This is a genomic window from Herbaspirillum sp. NPDC101396, from assembly GCF_044767365.1.
GTDB lineage: Bacteria > Pseudomonadota > Gammaproteobacteria > Burkholderiales > Burkholderiaceae_D > Herbaspirillum.
In genome coordinates this window covers 652,579-670,787 of sequence record NZ_JBIWNT010000003.1, presented here as the reverse complement: position 1 = coordinate 670,787, position 18,209 = coordinate 652,579, and the positions used below count along the sequence as shown (strand labels likewise).

Below are 18,209 nucleotides of genomic sequence, written 5' to 3'. Positions count from 1 at the left end.
GGAAAGATGTCAGCTTAAACCTTCCCACAAGGAGAAGGTCAAGCACCTCATTGCGTGATATTTCATGAATCATGTCAAAATAGGCCTTGACCTTACCATGATGGGAAGGATCATGCTGAACCCGTGATCAATCCCTCAATGAGCCAAACATGAACTCCGCCACACCCGCCCCAACGCTGCAGGAAGTGACGCTCGCCGTCGAAGGCATGACCTGCGCCTCCTGCGTCGGTCGCGTCGAGAAAGCCTTGCGCGCGATTCCCGCCGTCCATGACGTCAGCGTCAACCTGGCCACCGAACGGGCGACCATCCAGGCTGAACCGGGCGTGCACGCCGACCAGCTGATCGCCGCCGTCAACAAGGCCGGCTACGACGTCAAGCAACAGGAAATCACGCTCGACATCGACGGCATGACTTGCGCATCCTGCGTCGGCCGCGTGGAGAAGGCACTCTACAAAGTAAGCGGCGTCAGCGCCGTCTCGGTCAATCTCGCCACGGAAAAAGCCACGCTGACCACCACCAGCGAAGTCACGGTAGACACGCTGATCGCCGCCATCGACCGCGCCGGGTACTCCGCCAGCCTGCCCGCCGCAACACAGGCAAGCGCACAGAAATCCCCCGCCGCGCCGTCGTGGTGGCCGGTAGCCGCCGGCGCCCTCTTCACCGCGCCGCTGATCCTGCCGATGCTGCTGATGCCGTTCGGCATCGAATGGCAATTGCCCGGTATCTGGCAATTGCTGCTGGCGACGCCGGTGCAGTTCTGGCTCGGCGCCCGCTTCTATCGCGCCGGCTGGCGCGCCGTGAAGGCATACGCCGGCAACATGGACCTGTTGGTCGCGCTCGGCACCAGCGCCGCCTACGGTTTGTCGCTGTATCAGTTATTCAATCAATGGCAAGGCGAATATGCTGGCCATGCCGGCCATGGCGCGGCGCATTTCTACTTCGAAGCTTCGGCTACCGTCATCACCCTGGTGCTGCTCGGCAAATGGCTGGAAACCCGCGCCAAGCGCCAGACCGCCGACGCCATCCGCGCGCTCAATGCATTACGGCCGGACACGGCGACGGTGCGGCGCGACGGCGTCGACAGTGAAGTCGCCTTGTCGGCCATCCGGCTCGGCGACCTGGTCGTGGTGCGTCCCGGCGAACGCGTCGCAGTCGACGGCGTAGTGCGCGAAGGCGCCAGCCATCTGGACGAATCCATGCTCACCGGCGAAAGCCTGCCGATGGAAAAACACGGCGGCGACCACGTCACCGGCGGCGCCATCAACGGCGACGGCTTGTTGCTCATCGAAACCACCGCCGTCGGCGCGGAAACCGTGCTGGCCCGCATCATCCGCATGGTGGAACACGCCCAGGCCGCGAAGGCGCCGATCCAGCGCCTGGTCGATCAGGTCAGCGCGGTGTTCGTGCCGGTGGTGCTGGTGCTGGCCTTGCTGACGCTGCTGGGCTGGGGCCTGATCGCCGGCGACTGGGAGCAGGCTCTGCTCAACGCCGTGGCCGTGCTGGTGATCGCCTGCCCGTGCGCGCTCGGTCTGGCCACGCCGACTGCCATCATGGCCGGCACCGGCGTCGCAGCGCGTTACGGCATCCTGATCAAGGATGCGGAAGCGCTCGAAATCGCCCATCGCATCGGCGTGGTCGCCTTCGACAAGACCGGCACGCTGACCGAAGGAAAACCGGTGCTGGCAGCCATGCATGCGATCGACCACGATGACGACAAGCTGCTCGCTCTCGCCGCCGCATTGCAACGCAACAGCGAACATCCGCTGGCGCATGCCGTGATGGCTGTCGCAGCACAAAAACAAATTGCTCCGGCTGCGGCCGACGACAGCAAAGCCGTCCCCGGTCGTGGCACCCAAGCGCTGATCGGCGATCGCCTGACCTACCTCGGCAGCGCGCGCTGGATGCAGGAACTCGGCGCGACACCCGATCAACACGCGGAACTGGCCGGCATTGCAACGACACTGGAGCAGCAAGGCCGCACGATTTCCTGGTTGGCGCAAAGCGAAGCCGAGGGTAGCAACATCGCCCTGCTCGGCCTGCTGGCCTTCGGCGACACACTCAAGGCCAGCGCGCGGCAAGCCGTGGACAGCCTGCATGCGCTCGGCGTACGCACCGTCATGCTCAGCGGCGATAACCACGGCGCCGCTGCACACGTGGCGCAGCAACTGGGACTCGACGATTTCCGCGCCAACATCCTGCCGGCCGACAAGGCGCAGGCGATCGGCGGATTGCGCAAGGACGGCGCATTGGTCGCCATGGTCGGCGACGGCATCAACGACGCGCCGGCACTGGCTGCGGCCGACGTCGGCATCGCCATGTCGACCGGCACCGACGTCGCCATGCAGGCCGCCGGCATCACGCTCATGCGCGGCGATCCATCGCTGGTGGCGGACGCCATCGACATCTCGCGACGCACTTACGGCAAGATCCGCCAGAACCTGTTCTGGGCATTCATCTACAACATCGTCGGCATTCCGCTGGCAGCATTCGGATTGTTGAATCCGATGATCGCCGGCGCGGCAATGGCGATATCCAGCGTGAGCGTGGTCAGCAATGCGCTACTGCTCAAGCGCTGGAAGCCGCAACAAACCCGCCAATCAGAGGGAGAAAAATCATGAGCATGAATATCGGCGAAGCTGCACAGGCTTCCGGCGTCTCCGCCAAGATGATCCGCCACTACGAAGACATCGGCCTGGTGCCGAAAGTGGCCCGCACCGACGCCGGCTATCGGATCTACGGCGAGCGCGACGTGCACCTGCTGCGTTTCATACGACAGGGTCGCGTGCTCGGTTTTTCGATGAAGCAGATCGGCGACCTGATGGGATTGTGGCTGGACCAGTCGCGCCCCAGCCGCAAGGTCAAGCAACTGGCGAATGACCACATCGCCGAACTCGATATCAAGATCCGCGAACTGCAGGCGATGAAATCAACCTTGCAACAACTCGCCCACGATTGTCACGGCGACAGCCGGCCCGATTGCCCCATCCTTGACGCATTGAGTGCGGAGCTTCCGGGTGAACACATCGAAACACATTGATTATCGGATCAGGCCTATGACAAGTACGCTTCCCGACACCATTCGCTGGGGCATCATCGGCTGCGGCGCCGTCACTGAACGCAAAAGCGGTCCCGCCTATCAGCAAACGGCCGGCTTCGCGTTGCATGCCGTGATGCGCCGCGACGCCGCCAAGGCTGCCGACTACGCGCGCCGGCACGGCGTGCCGCGCCACTACGATGACGCCGATGCGCTGATCGCCGATCCGGACATCGACGCCGTCTACATCGCCACGCCGCCCGACACGCACTTGTTCTACGCCCTGAAAGTGGCGGCGGCGAACAAGCCCTGCTGCATCGAGAAACCAATGGCGCCCACGTTCGCCGAATGCGAAACCATCTGCGCGGCATTTGAAAACCGCGGCCTGCCTTTGTTTGTCGCCTATTACCGGCGTTCGCTGCCGCGCTTCGCGCAAGTCAAACGCTGGCTCGACGAAGGCCGCATCGGCGCGCCGCGCAGCGTCAACTGGCAATTCAGCCGCACACCCTCGCCGGTCGACCTGAGCCGCGCTTACAACTGGCGCACGGATGCGGCGATCGCGGCCGGAGGTTACTTCGACGACCTGGCCAGCCACGGCATCGACCTGTTTGCACATTTGCTGGGCGAGGTGGTGCAGGCGTCCGGATGCAGCGCCAATCAGCAGGGATGGTATTCAGCGGCCGATACGGTCAGCGGTGCCTGGTTGCACACCTCGGGCGTCACCGGCAGCGGCAGCTGGAACTTCGGCAGCTTCGAGCGCTGCGACAAGGTGGAGATCACCGGCAGCCTCGGCAAGATTGCCTTTTCAGTGTTTGAAGAGGCTCCTCTGCAGCTGACTACCGCTGCCGGCGTCGAAGAGGCTGTCATCGCCAATCCCGACAATATCCAGCTGCACCACGTACGCAACATGCACGAGCATCTGCGCGGCAGTGCGGCTCACCCATCAACAGGGCGCACCGCCGCGCGTACCAGCTGGACGCTGGATCGCATTCTGGGAAAAATTTCTTAGAAGGGTTCGACCTTTTTGACGTCGATGGTGGCGTCCTTGCCGAAATGCTTGTCGACCTTGCCGTAGATGCGCACCTGGGTGGTTTCACTGATCGGCGTGGACGGGAAATGCTTGTCGTCGATTTCGATCTCGATCTTGCCGCTGCCGTCCTGGAAGGTGTAATGCTCGTCGCGCAGCTTCGCAATGATGGCGCCGACCAGCACTACATGCGTGTCGTCGGCGGATTTGGCGGCGCTGGCGACGGTCTGGATTGACGGCTTGTGCGAGGGGCCGGTGTATTGCGCGAACGCTGGAATAGCGGTGGCGGTCAATAGCGCCGAAAAGGCGAGCGCGCAGGCGGAGGATTTTTTCATGGCTGTTCCTTGTTTTTCATCTCGGGAGGAACAGGTTGGAAAACTCCATGCAGTATTGGTTCCGGCTTCACCCGTTTGCGGGAGACAACATGTTCACCGCGAGCGGACACGGTATTTGCCCAAGGCGATGCGCTCGCCGTGGACTGCAATCTGTCCGGCATCCGCCAGATATTGCAAACGCGAGCTCCAGAAGACATCCCCTTGCGCATTCCGCGGGTCCACTCGCCCCATCGCTTCACCCACGACCGCCACGGCGCGCTGCCATTCCCGGGAACAGCAAGCCAGCAACAGATCGTCGTGTACGTTCATGGGGCGGCAATGCAGGCGATCATTTTCATCGCACTCGCGCAACATCTCAGGTTGCGCGGCAATCGCTGCGAATTCGCGTGCATACTCGTCCCGCTGCAATGGCGACAATGGCACGGCATGCGCGATGAACTCCCTCAATTGTCCTGGCGGCCATGCCGCCGTCGCATGAACGCCGTCGCGCGCAGGCACCCGGACCGTCAGCAAGGCATGGTGAAGTCCGGCCAGCCGATGACAGGCCATCCGGAGGAACACCTGTTCCGACCCGCTTCCGCTATGCCAGACACATATCCTGGAAGAAGCCGCGGCGGCCAGCGTCGATTTCATCTCATGCCATGGCGCGAAACAATCAGGCGCTTCCTTCAGCCATTCTTCGCTGTATCCTCGCCCCATGTCGCGCCAGAAAGCGCCTCGTTCATTGCCATCCTCCAACGGACCCAGACTGTAATCGTCCCCGGCGCAAAACACGCGCGCGTCCGGGAATGCGATGCGCAGTGCGTTGGCGGTGCTGTCAAAACTGACCAAGTGAAATTCCATCATGAACGCCTTTCGTTTCAATAAGCATCACTCCTGAAGCGTCGCGCCGCGGAGGAATGTCATTGGAACAGGCTTGGCTGTCTGCGTTCGTCGTAAAAATTCTGGAAACGGCGCTTAGCGCCGCAGGCAAGGAGGAGCAATGCGGCCAGCGGCGTTTTGTCAGCGACTCTTAATGACAACCGCTGCCGTGGCTCCCGAGATTGACCGGCTTGCTGTCGTCGCTCATGTTGGCCAGGCCTTGCAGGATGCCGCAATCGCGCGTCGCCTGCGCCGTGTCGCATTGCGCGCGCAGGCCTTTCAACTGCACCTGCAGCTTCTTCAATTCGGCAATGCGCTGCGCGACGTGGCCGATGTGCTTGTCGAGCAAGGCATTGACCTCGCCGCAGTTTTCCTCGGGCGCATCACGGAATTGCAACAGGCTGCGCACCTCGTCGAGCGTCATGTCGAGCGAACGGCAATGGCGGATGAATTGCAGCCGTTCAACATGCGTGTCGCCGTACAGGCGGTAATTGCCCTGTGAGCGCGTGGGCGCGGGCAGCAAGGCCTCGCGCTCGTAGTAGCGGATGGTTTCAACCGGGCAATCGGTGCGCGCCGCCAGTTCGCCTATCTTCAGTGCATCCATGCTTTCTCCAGAACAACCAGCCTGCAAGCAAGGTTATAAAAGGCTTGACCTTGTAGCTGGTTCAGGGTTTTTAATATACAGCAAGCCTAGGGCCTGCTATCAAGTAATTTGCGAATGCGAACGCGCGGCAGGCGTTGACTGCCTAGGCGCAGCGACGCGACGTAGCGGCACTACGGCAAGGAGCTGCAACAACGGCAGGCGACGCCTGCAGCCGTTCCCGAAGGGTTTCAACCAGAAGGCGCTGGCGGCGTTGCATGGCTTGCAGGTGGGCCCACCACCTGCGACGCCACGCGCCTTGCCAACACGCCTTCTGGTTGAAACGCATCTCGCAAATTACTTGATAACAGGCCCTCATCTCGCTTGTCAGGAGCACGCATGTCGAATTGCTGTAATCACGATCACGACCATAATCATGGCAAGAAAGCCGGCCATGTCCACGAGCACGCCCATGAGCATGCGCACGACCACGCAGCATCGTCGGCGGACAACGCCAAACCGGCCGGCCTCGCCGACGCCGAAGAAGCGGTGTTCTTCATCCAGAAGATGGACTGCCCCACCGAAGAAAAGCTGATCCGCGAACGCCTGGCCAACATGGACGGCATCGCCGCCATGCAGTTCAACCTGATCCAGCGCGAACTGACGGTGCAGCATCGCCTGCCTTCGGTCGAGCCCATCGTCAAGACGCTGGCAGCACTCGACATGCTGCCCAAGGTCAAGAGCGACACACTCGATGCCGAGGCCGGCAGCGATGACGATCACAGCGCATCGTATGCGATTCCCGCGCGTAAATGGCTGATGGTCGGCGTCGCCGGTGTGGCGGCTCTAGCTGCCGAAGTGGTGGCCTGGAATAGCGGCGATGACGGCTCGCTGACGGTGATTGCGCTGGCGTTGTTTGCGATTGCGGTCGGCGGTCTCGACACGCTCAAGAAGGGCTGGATCGCGCTGCGCCACCTGTCGTTGAACATGAACTTCCTGATGTCGCTGGCCGTGATCGGCGCCACCATCATCGGCCAGTGGCCGGAGGCTGCGGTCGTCATCGTGCTGTTCACGCTGGCCGAGATGATCGAGTCGCTGTCGCTGGACCGGGCACGCAACGCCATCGCCGGACTGATGGCGATGTCGCCCGACAAGGCTACCGTGCTGCAGGACGGCGCCTGGATCGAGGTCGCGGCGAAACAGGTGGCATTGAACACCGAAGTGCGCGTCAAGCCGGGCGAGCGCATCCCGCTCGACGGCGTGGTCACGCAAGGACAGCCGGCGATCAACCAGGCGCCGATCACCGGCGAAAGCATGCCGGTCGCCAAGCAAATCGGCGAGCAGGTCTTTGCCGGCACCATCAACGGCAACAGCGCCTTCGACTATCGCGTCACGGCACTCCAAAGCGAATCGACGCTGTCGCGCATCGTCAAAAGCGTGCAGCAGGCGCAAGGCCAGCGTGCGCCGACGCAACGCTTCGTCGACCAGTTTGCGCGTTATTACATTCCTGCGGTCGTCATAGTTGCGGCACTGGTGGCGATCGTGCCGCCGCTGTTGCTGGGTGCGGCTTTCTATCCCTGGCTCTACAAGGCGCTGGTGCTGCTGGTGATCGCCTGCCCTTGCGCGCTGGTGATTTCCACGCCGGTGACCATCGTCAGCGGACTGGCCGCAGCGGCGCGCCACGGCATCCTGATCAAGGGCGGCGTATATCTGGAGCAGGGACGCCAGATCAAGGCGCTGGCGCTCGACAAGACCGGCACCATCACGCACGGCAAGCCGGTTGTGACCGATGTGCAGTTGCTGTCGGACGGCGACCAGGTCCTGGTATTGCAGCAGGCCGCCAGCCTGGCGCTGCGCTCCGATCATCCGGTGTCGGCGGCGATTGCGGCCTACTGGACCCAGCAGCAAAGCCAGCAACAACCCCGTGCAGACGAAGTCACCGACTTCGAAGCGCTGAGCGGACGCGGCGTCAAGGGACGCATCGGCGACAGCGAATTCCTTCTCGGCAATCACCGTCTGGTGCATGAAATGGGCATGTGCAGTCCGGAGCTGGAAGCACGTCTGCAGGTACTGGAAAAACAAGGCAAGACCACCACCATCCTGTGCCGCGACGGCCGCGTGCAATTGCTGCTGGCGGTCGCCGACACGGTGCGCGACAGCAGCCGCGACGCCATCGCCCAGTTGAAGCAACTCGGTGTCAGCGTCACCATGCTGACCGGCGACAACGCGCACACTGCGCGCGCCATCGCCGACATCGTGCAGCTCGACGATGCGCGCGGCGACCAGCTTCCTGAAGACAAATTGACGGCAATCGGCGAGCTGATCGACCGGCACGGTTACGTCGGCATGGTCGGCGACGGCATCAACGACGCGCCGGCCTTGGCGCGCGCGCAGATCGGTTTCGCCATGGGTGCGGCCGGCACCGACACCGCGCTGGAAACCGCCGACGTTGCCCTGATGGACGACGACCTGCGCAAGATTCCCGACTTCATCCGCCTGAGCAAAAAGACCCACAGCGTGCTGATGCAAAACATCACGATTGCGCTCGGCATCAAGGCGGTCTTCCTGGCGCTCGCGCTGGCCGGCGAAAGCTCGCTGTGGATGGCGGTATTCGCCGACATGGGTGCGAGCCTGATCGTGGTGTTCAACGGCTTGCGATTGGTGCGCTCTCTGTAGAAATCCTCACCACACCGGCTGCGCCGACCCGAGCGGCGCAGCCGGCCTGTCCCAGGCCATCGCCGTTCCACCCACCGTCACTGCACCGCGCACACGTTGCGCCGGCCCCCAGAAAGTCTGTTCGATCGCCGGCGCCAGATCGCCGGCGTTTTCCGCTGCCAGCGCCGCATCAACCTGATTGCCCGATCCCGTCACCAGCAACTGCGCCATGCGCGCCAGCGACGTGCGTACCTCGCTCCCCTTGCCGGTTTTCAAACGCTGCGTCAATCCACGGATCGCCGCTGTCGCCATCAGGTAACCGGTGGCGTGGTCCAGCGCCTGCACCGGCAACGGCGTCGGCTTGTCGCGGCCGAGGCGGCGCATGCCGGCTTCGGCGATGCCGCTGCTCATCTGCACCAGGCTGTCGAAACCGCGCCGCGTTTTCCACGGACCGCTCCAGCCGTAAGCGTCGAGGCTGACGTCCACCAATGCGGGATTGACGCGGCGGCGATTGGCGGCGTCGAAACCCATGCCGGCCAGCGCATCGGAACGATAGCCGTGCACCAGCACGTCGGCCTGCGCCAGCAATTGGGTGAAGATTTCCTGCCCCTGCGACGTGCGCAGATCGAGCCGAGCGCAACGCTTGCCCGGCACGAGGTCGGGCACCACGCCCGGCTCGTCCCAGCTGGGCGGGTCGAGCCGCAGCACGTCGGCGCCAAAGCCGGCCATGAAGCGCGTCGCGGTCGGCCCCGCCAATACACGCGTCAGGTCGAGCACGCGAATCCCTTGCAAGGGACGTTGCGGATTGACAGGCCAGCCGGGCTTCGCGCTCGCGGGTGCATCGGCGACGTGCAGCAGCGGTTCGGCGTTGACGGCGACTCCCTGCGGATGAACCCGCCATTCCTCCATGGTCCGCATTCTGGCGGCGCACCCGCCTTGCGCGACGACGGCGGTTTCCAGTTCCTCGGCGGTCCATCGCGCCACGACCTGTGCGACGGCGGTCCGGTCGACCGGCGGCTTCAGCACCGCCAACGCCGCCGCACGATGATGCGGCGCGTTGGTGTGCAGGCGTATCCAGCCGTCGGCCGTCCGGTAGTCGCCGGCAACCGCATCCCACAAGGGCGGCGCTTCCCAGCCTTGCGGCCGCAGCGAGGTGCCGAACCAGAACGAGGCCAGCCGGCGGTCGACCGCCACTTCCCGTTCAGCGCCGCCGACGGCTTGCACCAGCTCCGCAACCGCCAGGCCGGCGGCCCCGACGGACCCCGCCGCCAGATCGGTCACTGCGAAGACCGACGGCAGACTACCCTCGCCGCTCATGCGGACTTGTTCAAGGAAAGCCGACTCGCCCTGCGCGGCCAGCCAGATCTCGCGCAGGAAAGCCTGCGTGCTTGGGTGTGATTGAGCAGACATCATGACCTTTCATCGGAAGATTGGTGGAGATGACTGAAGCATATTCCGCTCGTTTTAATTGTCAATATTGATTAATATAATCAACATAACTCTCTACCGGAACGACTATGCCCACCTACCTCAGCTCCGCCGAAGCCGCTGCTGCGCTCGGCGTTTCGCGCCAGACCCTGTATGCCTACGTCAGCCGCGGCCTGCTCAGCGCGCAGCCGGACGGCACTGCGCGTGAAAGCCGTTACCTGGAAGAAGAAGTCACACGCCTGGCGACCCAGCGCACGCGCGGACGCAAGCCGAAGGAAGTCGCCAAGGCCACGCTCAACTGGGGCTTGCCGGTGCTGGAATCGGCCATCACGCTGATCGAAGACGGCCGGCTCTACTATCGCGGCCGCGACGCCGTCGCCCTGGCCCAATCGGAGTCCGTAGAAGACCTCGCCGCACTGCTGTGGAACGCCGAAGTACGGCAAGCATTCGGCCCCGGCGAGGTGGCGGCTCATCCCGCTTACGCCGGTTTGCTCAAACATTTCGCCGGACGCCGCGCGGAAGAATCGCTGCTGCCGTTGTTCACCGTCGCCAGCGATGACGCCGCCACCGCGCAATGGCAAACCTCGCCCGAGCGCACCGCCGAAGGCAGCGGCGCGCTGATGCGCCTGCTCGCCGCCTGCCTGCTCGGCACGCGACCATCGGCAGCGCCCATCCACGAACAATGCGCCAAGGCGTGGAAGCTGGATGCGCATGGCGCGGCGCTGGTGCGCATGGCGCTGGTGCTGTGCGCCGACCACGAGCTCAACGCCTCGAGTTTCACCGCACGCTGCGTGGCGTCCACCGGCACCAGCCTGCGCGCCTCGGTGATCGCCGGACTGGCGGCACTGACCGGCGGCAAGCATGGTGGGACCACGGCGCGCGTGGAAGCCTTGCTGGATGAAATCGGTGAGCATGATGTCGCTCCCGGACTGCAACGGCGCCTGGCGCGCGGCGACGACTTGCCCGGCTTCGGTCATCATCTCTATCCGGACGGCGACGTGCGCGCCAACGCCTTGCTGGCGGAAGTGTTGCCCCATCATCCGGCATGGGGCGACATCATCGCCGCCACCCGCGGCCTGATCGGCCAGCATCCGTCGGTGGACTTTGCGCTGGTGGCGCTGCGCCGTCATCTGCAATTACCGGTGGGCGCCGCCTTCGGCCTGTTCGCGCTGGGGCGCGGCATGGGCTGGATAGCGCAGGCGCTGGAGCAGCGCGCAAGCGGCGAACTGATCCGGCCGCGTGCGGCATACACCGGCCCACGGCCGATTCCGCTTACTGCCGGTCTCGCAAAATAACGAGGCCCTTTTCCGGCAGTGCTACACTACGGCCCATGACTTCGCGCGTAAAGATCCTCCTGCTCTGGCTACTGGCCTTTGCGATTCCCGTCCAGGGATTCGCTGCCGCCGTGCAGGCCGGTTGCGCGCCATCACATCCGATGCAGATGTCGGCGATGGTTGCACCTGCTGCAGCCGATGCACATCATCACGCTGGTCATGACATGCACGACGTCAACACGCAAGCCGACACCGATCATCCGTCTCACACTCAGCATCAGCACAAGGCTTCCTCGGCCTCGTGCAGCTCCTGCAGCGTCTGCACCATCGGCGCGGTCCTGCCGCTGGCGCTCGACAAGCTCATCATCCTGCCTGTATCGGCAGACATCCACGTCGCCGACACCCCGCACGGCTTCGTCGGCTATACGCCGGAAAATCCTGAACGTCCCCCTTCACTGTCCGTGTAACCACTGAAGCTGCACCGGCGTAAGCCGCCTGCAGCTTCCTGCAACCGTTCCGGCGCGTGATCCTGATCGTGCGCCGGCAAACTTGTCGTTTGCACGAGGCTTACATGAATGCATTTCCCTTCTTGCGCAGATTTTTGCGTCCACTCGCGCCGCCGCTGCTTGCCGTCTTTCTTGCGGGCTGTGCGAGTTTCAGCGACGACGGCGGTTTCAACACCGTCAACCAGGCCGCACAACAGCGGCTCAACAAAGAAACCAGTTGGACGCGATCCGAACAGGACGCCGACAACGTCGCCCGCCGCGTCCGCACCATGCTGGCACGACCGCTGGCCGTCGACGACGCGGTACAGATCGCCCTGATCAACAACCGCGAATTGCAGGCGTCCTACAGCGAACTCGGCATCGCCGAGGCCGACCTGGTGCAGGCCGGACGACTGCCCAATCCAGGCTTCAGTTTCGGGCGAACGCACAGCGGCGACGAGATCAAGATCGAGCGCAGCCTGTCGCTGTCGGTGATGCGTCTGCTGACCATGCCCGCCGCATCGCGCATCGAGGCGCGACGCTTCGAGCAGACCAAACTGAAGGTCGCCGACGTCATGCTGCGCACCGCCGCGCAGACACGCAAGGCTTACTACCAGAGCATCGCGGCGACGCAGACCGTGCTTTATCTGGAGCAGGTGAAGCAAGCCGCCGAAGTCGCTCATGAACTCGCCGCGCGCATGGCGAAGAAAGGCAACTTCTCGCAACTCGACGCCGCGCGCGAGCAGGCCTTCTACCTCGACACCTCGGCCCGGCTGACGCGCGCACGCACGCAAGCGGTACAGGAACGCGAGAACCTGATACGCCTGCTTGGACTGCGCCGGCAAGACGGCGAACTGCAATTACCGCAACGCCTGCCCGATCTTCCCAAGCAGCCGGTCACCCTGGCCGACAGTGAACAGGTCGCGATGGAACAACGGCTCGACGTGCAATCGGCGAAGCTGGAAGTCGCCGCGCTACAAACCTCGCTCGGCCTCAGCAAAGCCACCCGCTTCATCAACGTGCTCGACCTCGGCTACGTGCGCAATTCGGAAACCGGCAAGGCCGCCGAAGTCGGTTACCAGGCCAGCATCGACATCCCGCTGTTCGACTGGGGCGGCGCGCGCGTGGCCAAGGCCGAAGCGATCTACATGCAGGCAGCGCACCGGCTCGCCGCCACCGCCGTGCAGGCGCAGTCGGAAGTACGCGTCGCCTATGCCGCGCAGCAGCACGCCTACACCCTGGCGCGCCAATACCGCGACGACGTGGTGCCGCTGCGCAAGCGCATCTCCGACGAATACCTGCTGCGTTACAACGGCATGCTGGTGAGCGTGTTCGAACTACTCGCCGATGCGCGCGAACAAGCCGAGGCCGTCAATGCCGCCATCGACGCATCACGCGACTACTGGATCGCCGACAGCGACCTGCAGCTGGCGCTGGGAGGGCGGAGCGCTCCTGCACCAAACAATATTGAAGGAACAAAACATGACTGACGCCGCCAACAAACTGAGCCGTCGCGCCTTCCTGCAAGGGTCTGCGCTGGCGGTGGGCGCCACCGCCGTCACGCGCATCGGCGCCGCCTCGCTGCCCGAAGCCGCCGTGCAAAGCAGCGCCGCCACGCAAGCGCCGCTGATCCCGCCCAACGGCCGCCCTTACCACCCCGTCGTCACCCTCAACGGCTGGTCGCTGCCCTGGCGCATGAACGACGGCGTCAAGGAATTCCACTTGGTCGCCGAACCGGTGGTGCGTGAAATTGCCCCCGGCATGAAAGCCAACCTGTGGGGCTACAACGGCCAAAGTCCCGGCCCCACCATCGAAGTCGTGGAAGGCGACCGCGTACGCATCTTCGTCACCAACAAGCTGCCGGAACACACCTCGGTGCACTGGCACGGCCAACGCCTGCCCAACGGCATGGACGGCGTCACCGGCCTGACCCAGCCGGGCATCCCGCCGGGCAAGACCTTTGTCTACGAATTCACGGCGCGCCGGACGGGCACCTTCATGTACCACCCGCATGCCGATGAAATGGTGCAGATGGCGATGGGCATGATGGGCTTCTGGATCACGCATCCCAAGGACCCGAACTTCATGCGCGTGGACCGCGATTTCGTCTTCCTCCTGAACGCCTACGACATCGAACCGGGTGCGGCCACGCCCAAGGTCAACACCATGCTCGACTTCAATCTGTGGACCTGGAACAGCCGCGCCTTCCCCGGCATCGACGCACTGCCGGTGCGACAGAACGACCGCGTGCGCATCCGTGTCGGCAACCTGACCATGACCAATCATCCTATCCATTTGCATGGTCACGAATTCGTCGTCACCGGCACCGACGGCGGCTGGACTCCGCCCGCTTCACGCTGGCCTGAAGTCAGCGCCGACATCGCCGTCGGCCAGATGCGCGCCATCGAATTCGACGCCACCGAAGAAGGCGACTGGGCGCTCCATTGCCACAAGTCGCACCACACCATGAACGCCATGGGCCACGGCGTGCCGACCATGATCGGCGTCGAACAGACCGACCTCGCCAGGAAGATCAACCGCCTCATCCCTGATTACATGGTGATGGGCGACAAAGGCGGCTCCATGGGCGACATGGAGATGCCGCTGCCCGACAACACGCTACCGATGATGGGCGGTGCCGGACCTTACGGATCGCTGGAAATGGGCGGCATGTTCAGCGTCGTCAAGGTGCGCAAGAACCTGGCCCGCAACGACTATCGCGACCCCGGCTGGTACAAGGCGCCGCCCGGTACGGTCGCCTACGAATGGCGCGGCGCCGACCAACCTGCCGCTGCGGCGCCCGGTCCGAAAAACCAAGCCGACGACAACACCGTCAACGTGATTCGCCGTCCACACCAACATTAATCAAGGAGTTACACCATGCACCATCGCCATTTCTTCGCAGCACTCAGCATCGCCATTGCCGGCGGCAGCGCCTCTGCCCAATCCATGCAATCCACCCACCATCACGACGCCCATGCCGACGGCGGCATCGGACAACCCGGCATAGAGGCGAACGTCACCCGCACCGTCAAAGTCGACATGCGCGACAACATGCGTTTCACCCCCGATGCCATCCGGGTCAAGGCCGGCGACACCATCCGATTCATCGTCACCAACAGCGGCAAAATCCGGCACGAAATGGTGTTCGGCAGCGATGCCCAACTGAAGGCGCATTACGCCGCCATGTTGAAGAATCCGGAAATGGAACACGCCGACGACAACCAGATCACACTCGCGCCCGGCAAGAGCGGCGAACTGCTCTGGCAATTCAGCCAGGCAGGCACCGTCAATTTCGCCTGCCTGCAGCCGGGACATTACGATGCCGGCATGAAAGGCAGCGTGACCGTGGCCGGCACTGCGCACAAACATTGACCAACGTTGAAAGGATGATCATGAAACACCTTAATTTCTTCGCCCCGCTGCTGGCGCGGCTTGCGCTGACGGCAGCCCTGGGCGCATCCCTCTGCGCAGCGGCGCAGCAAGCTCCGGCTGCGTCAGGAGATTCCCCGCCGCAGGTTGCCGGCGAAGTCCGCAAAGTCGATGCCGAAGCCGGCAAGATCACCCTGCGTCATGGCGACATCCCCAACCTGGAGATGCCGCCCATGACCATGGTGTTCCGTGTGGCCTCGCCGGACTTCCTGAGCCGGGTCAAAGCCGGCGATCAGGTGCTGTTCTCCGCTGAAAAGAGAAATGGCGCGCTGACGGTCACCGCCATCGAGGTCAAGCCGGACCAGTAAGACTCCCGACAGAAAATCGGGCTATCATCTTCCCTCTGACAAGGGGGCCGGCGACCGCATCAATGCGGTCGCCGCTCCACCATAACAACGACTGGAGACCGTATGAGCCCCCACATCATCGACACCACGCCCGAGGCATACAGCTATCCGCTGCTGATCAAGCAATTGCTTCACTCCTCCATGGCGACCGCGCCCGACCAGGAAATCGTCTACGGCATCGACAACCAGCGCCGCCACACCTACGCCGACCTCAACGTGCGCATCCAGCGCCTCGGCAACATGCTGCGCGAACTCGGCCTCCAGCGCGGCAACACCGTCGCCGTGATGGACTGGGACAGCCATCGCTATCTCGAATGCTTCTTTGCCGTGCCGATGCTGGGCTGCGTGCTGCAGACCGTCAACGTGCGCCTGTCGCCGGAGCAGATCGCCTACACGCTCAACCATGCGCAGGCCGACGTGCTGCTGGTGAATTCGGATTTCCTGCCCGTCCTCAAACAAATTCGCGGCGAGCTCAAGACGCTCACGCGCTGCGTGCTGATCACCGACGACGGCACGCCGGCGCCGCGCGGTCCCGGCTTCGCGGGCGAGTACGAAGAACTGCTGGCGCAGGCGTCGCCGACCTGCGAGTTCCCTGACTTCGACGAGAACGCGCGCGCCACCACCTTCTACACCACCGGCACCACCGGCCTGCCCAAGGGCGTCTACTTCAGCCATCGGCAGCTGGTGCTGCACACGCTGGCGGTCACGGCCGGCCTGGCGCTGGCGCCGCAGCAAGGACGCCTGCATCGCGACGACGTCTACATGCCGCTCACGCCGATGTTCCACGTGCATGCCTGGGGTCTGCCCTACGTCGCCACGATGGCCGGGCTCAAACAGGTTTATCCGGGTCGCTACGTGCCCGACACCATTCTCAAACTGATCGATACGGAGAAGGTCACCTTCTCGCATTGCGTGCCGACGATCCTGCACATGGTGCTGAGCGCGCCGGCAGCAAAAGACGTCGATCTGTCGAACTGGAAAATGATCATCGGCGGCTCCGCCATGACCAGTGCGCTGGCGCAGGCGGCGCGCGAACGCGGCATCGACGTTTTCACCGGCTACGGCATGTCGGAGACCTGCCCGATCCTGTCGCTGGCGCACGTGCCCACCGCCGAACTCGGCACCGGACAAGACGTTGCCACACGCGTGAAGACCGGCCGCCCGATACCGCTGGTGGCGCTGCGCACGGTCGACGCCGACATGAACGACTGCCCGCACGACGGCAAGAGCACCGGCGAAGTGGTGGTGCGCGCGCCCTGGCTCACGCAAGGCTACCTGCACAATCCGGAGGCGTCGCAAGGCCTGTGGGAAGGCGGCTGGCTGCACACGCAGGACATCGGCAACATCGACGCGCGCGGCTACCTGCAGGTCACCGACCGCATCAAGGATGTGATCAAGACCGGCGGCGAATGGGTGTCATCACTGGAGATCGAAGAAATCATCGCGCGTCACCCCGCCGTGGCGGAGATCGCGGTGATCGGCGTGAAGGATGCCAAATGGGGCGAACGTCCGGTGGCGCTGGTGGTGCTCAAGGCCGACCAGGCCGGCAAGATCGATGCCGACGACATTCGCAAGCTGGTGCTGGCAGCCGCCGACGACGGCGTGATTTCAAAATACGGCGTGCCGGACCGCATCGAGTTCGTGAAAGAACTGGCGCGCACCAGCGTCGGCAAGCTCAACAAGCGCGTGATGCGCGAGCAATATCCGTCCTGATCAACTTATGTGATTGAAAAGCAAGACGTTCAGAACAAATTCAGTCGTCCTGCGACATCACGCGGTTTTTTCCGCCCTGCTTGGCCTTGTAGAGACGTTTGTCCGCCAGGCGAATCAGGTCGCTCTGGGTCTGCTCTTCCTTCGGAATCACGGTCGCCGCACCAACGCTGACGGTGACCCATTCGCCGGTGGTCGAATGCGCATGCCCGATGTGCAAGGCTTCCACCATCTCGCGCAATTTTTCGCCGGCAGCGCGTGCGCCTTCGGCATCGGTGCCCGGCAGGATAACCGCGAACTCTTCGCCGCCGTAGCGTGCGCTGAGGTCGGATGAACGCACCGCGCTGGCTTCCATCGCCCGCGCGACGTTCTTGAGCACCTGGTCACCCGCGACGTGGCCGTAGTTGTCGTTGTACAGCTTGAAGTTGTCGACGTCGATCAGCAGCAGTGAAATCTCTTGCTGCACGCGCTTGGCGCGCTTCCATTCCGCATTCAGGTAATCATCGAAATAGCGCCGGTTGGCGATACTGGTCAGGCCGTCGGTATTGGTCAGGCGCTGCAGTTCGAAATTGCTCTTCTGTAGCTGCTGCTGGCTCTCGCGCAGGGCGCGGTAGGCTGCGTCGCGTTGCAACTGGTTGTTGTACGAGCGCGAGTGGTAGCGGATGCGCGCGATCAGTTCGATCGTGTCCGGCAGCTTCACCATGTAATCGTTGACGCCGGTGGCGAAGGCATCGCGCTTGACCAGCGCGTCTTCCTTGCTCGACAGCACGATGATCGGAATATCCATCGTCAGCGGATTGCTGCGGTACTGCTTCACCAGCGTGAGGCCGTCGACGCCGGGCATCACCAGATCCTGCAGGATCACGGTGGGCTGCGTCTTTTCGGCAATGCCCTGGGCTTCTTCAGCGCGCGAGCAGAAATGGAAATCGATGTCGGATTCGGTCAACAACGCACGCCGGATCGCTTCACCGACCATGGCCTGGTCATCGACCAGCAGCACCATGATCTTGTAGTCGGCCGGCGGCAGTTGTATGCCGAGGT

16 protein-coding genes are annotated in these 18,209 nt (G+C 63.6%); 11 read left to right on the top strand and 5 right to left on the bottom strand.

All coding sequences use genetic code 11. The features are described from left to right. The first annotated feature begins 149 nt into the window (after positions 1 to 149). The 3 genes from ACIROY_RS12845 to ACIROY_RS12835 are packed head-to-tail and all read left to right on the top strand — an operon-like array spanning position 150 to position 4,043. Positions 150 to 2,618: a heavy metal translocating P-type ATPase gene (locus tag ACIROY_RS12845; RefSeq protein ID WP_402341883.1), complete on the top strand. Its 2,469-nt coding sequence runs from the start codon at positions 150 to 152 to the stop codon at positions 2,616 to 2,618. Between the two features lie 2 nt (positions 2,619 to 2,620). Continuing rightward, positions 2,621 to 3,037 (top strand): Cu(I)-responsive transcriptional regulator, encoded by a 417-nt coding sequence (gene cueR, locus ACIROY_RS12840; RefSeq protein ID WP_402342026.1) that lies wholly within the window; start codon positions 2,621 to 2,623, stop codon positions 3,035 to 3,037. 16 nt (positions 3,038 to 3,053) lie between these two features. Then, positions 3,054 to 4,043, top strand: a complete 990-nt coding sequence (locus tag ACIROY_RS12835) for a Gfo/Idh/MocA family protein (protein WP_402341882.1) — start codon at positions 3,054 to 3,056, stop codon at positions 4,041 to 4,043. On the opposite strand, the gene ACIROY_RS12830 is transcribed toward ACIROY_RS12835, so the two are convergent. The 3 genes from ACIROY_RS12830 to cadR form a co-directional block, all read right to left on the bottom strand. Then, positions 4,040 to 4,396 carry a NirD/YgiW/YdeI family stress tolerance protein gene (locus tag ACIROY_RS12830; RefSeq protein ID WP_402272584.1) on the bottom strand — a complete coding sequence of 119 codons (357 nt, stop codon included), beginning with the start codon at positions 4,394 to 4,396 and terminating at the stop codon, positions 4,040 to 4,042. The two genes, ACIROY_RS12835 and ACIROY_RS12830, sit on opposite strands and share 4 nt — an antisense overlap. 93 nt (positions 4,397 to 4,489) lie before the next feature. Next, positions 4,490 to 5,242 carry a DUF3658 domain-containing protein gene (locus tag ACIROY_RS12825; RefSeq protein ID WP_402341880.1) on the bottom strand — a complete coding sequence of 251 codons (753 nt, stop codon included), beginning with the start codon at positions 5,240 to 5,242 and terminating at the stop codon, positions 4,490 to 4,492. Positions 5,243 to 5,408: 166 nt separating this feature from the next. Next, a complete protein-coding gene (cadR, locus tag ACIROY_RS12820) occupies positions 5,409 to 5,861 on the bottom strand; it encodes a Cd(II)/Pb(II)-responsive transcriptional regulator (RefSeq protein WP_402272588.1) in 453 nt (150 codons plus the stop codon). A 375-nt stretch (positions 5,862 to 6,236) separates the two neighbouring features. Here cadR and ACIROY_RS12815 point away from each other — a divergent pair, with 375 nt between their 5' ends. After that, a complete protein-coding gene (locus ACIROY_RS12815; protein ID WP_402341878.1) occupies positions 6,237 to 8,513 on the top strand; it encodes a heavy metal translocating P-type ATPase in 2,277 nt (758 codons plus the stop codon). Positions 8,514 to 8,519: 6 nt separating this feature from the next. On the opposite strand, the gene ACIROY_RS12810 is transcribed toward ACIROY_RS12815, so the two are convergent. Next, positions 8,520 to 9,905: a CoA transferase gene (locus ACIROY_RS12810; RefSeq protein ID WP_402341876.1), complete on the bottom strand. Its 1,386-nt coding sequence runs from the start codon at positions 9,903 to 9,905 to the stop codon at positions 8,520 to 8,522. A gap of 104 nt (positions 9,906 to 10,009) precedes the next feature. On the opposite strand from ACIROY_RS12810, the gene ACIROY_RS12805 reads away from it, so the two are divergent. The 7 genes from ACIROY_RS12805 to ACIROY_RS12775 all read left to right on the top strand — a co-directional run bounded on the left by ACIROY_RS12805 (position 10,010) and on the right by ACIROY_RS12775 (position 17,171). Further along, complete coding sequence (locus tag ACIROY_RS12805; RefSeq protein ID WP_402341874.1) at positions 10,010 to 11,215, top strand: citrate synthase; 1,206 nt, start codon at positions 10,010 to 10,012, stop codon at positions 11,213 to 11,215. Between the two features lie 35 nt (positions 11,216 to 11,250). After that, positions 11,251 to 11,661, top strand: coding sequence for a hypothetical protein (locus tag ACIROY_RS12800; RefSeq protein WP_402272596.1), 411 nt, complete (start codon positions 11,251 to 11,253; stop codon positions 11,659 to 11,661). Between the two features lie 104 nt (positions 11,662 to 11,765). After that, positions 11,766 to 13,169, top strand: coding sequence for a TolC family protein (locus tag ACIROY_RS12795; protein WP_402341873.1), 1,404 nt, complete (start codon positions 11,766 to 11,768; stop codon positions 13,167 to 13,169). Continuing rightward, complete coding sequence (locus ACIROY_RS12790) at positions 13,162 to 14,544, top strand: multicopper oxidase family protein (RefSeq protein ID WP_402341871.1); 1,383 nt, start codon at positions 13,162 to 13,164, stop codon at positions 14,542 to 14,544. Before ACIROY_RS12795 ends, ACIROY_RS12790 begins: the two co-directional genes overlap by 8 nt. A gap of 15 nt (positions 14,545 to 14,559) precedes the next feature. Next, a complete protein-coding gene (locus tag ACIROY_RS12785; RefSeq protein ID WP_402341869.1) occupies positions 14,560 to 15,054 on the top strand; it encodes a plastocyanin/azurin family copper-binding protein in 495 nt (164 codons plus the stop codon). Positions 15,055 to 15,074: 20 nt separating this feature from the next. Beyond that, a complete protein-coding gene (locus ACIROY_RS12780; RefSeq protein ID WP_402272605.1) occupies positions 15,075 to 15,419 on the top strand; it encodes a copper-binding protein in 345 nt (114 codons plus the stop codon). A 102-nt stretch (positions 15,420 to 15,521) separates the two neighbouring features. Beyond that, positions 15,522 to 17,171: a fatty acid--CoA ligase gene (locus tag ACIROY_RS12775; protein ID WP_402341868.1), complete on the top strand. Its 1,650-nt coding sequence runs from the start codon at positions 15,522 to 15,524 to the stop codon at positions 17,169 to 17,171. Positions 17,172 to 17,211: 40 nt separating this feature from the next. On the opposite strand, the gene ACIROY_RS12770 is transcribed toward ACIROY_RS12775, so the two are convergent. Next, a complete protein-coding gene (locus tag ACIROY_RS12770; protein ID WP_402273803.1) occupies positions 17,212 to 18,171 on the bottom strand; it encodes a diguanylate cyclase in 960 nt (319 codons plus the stop codon). Positions 18,172 to 18,209 lie beyond the last annotated feature (38 nt).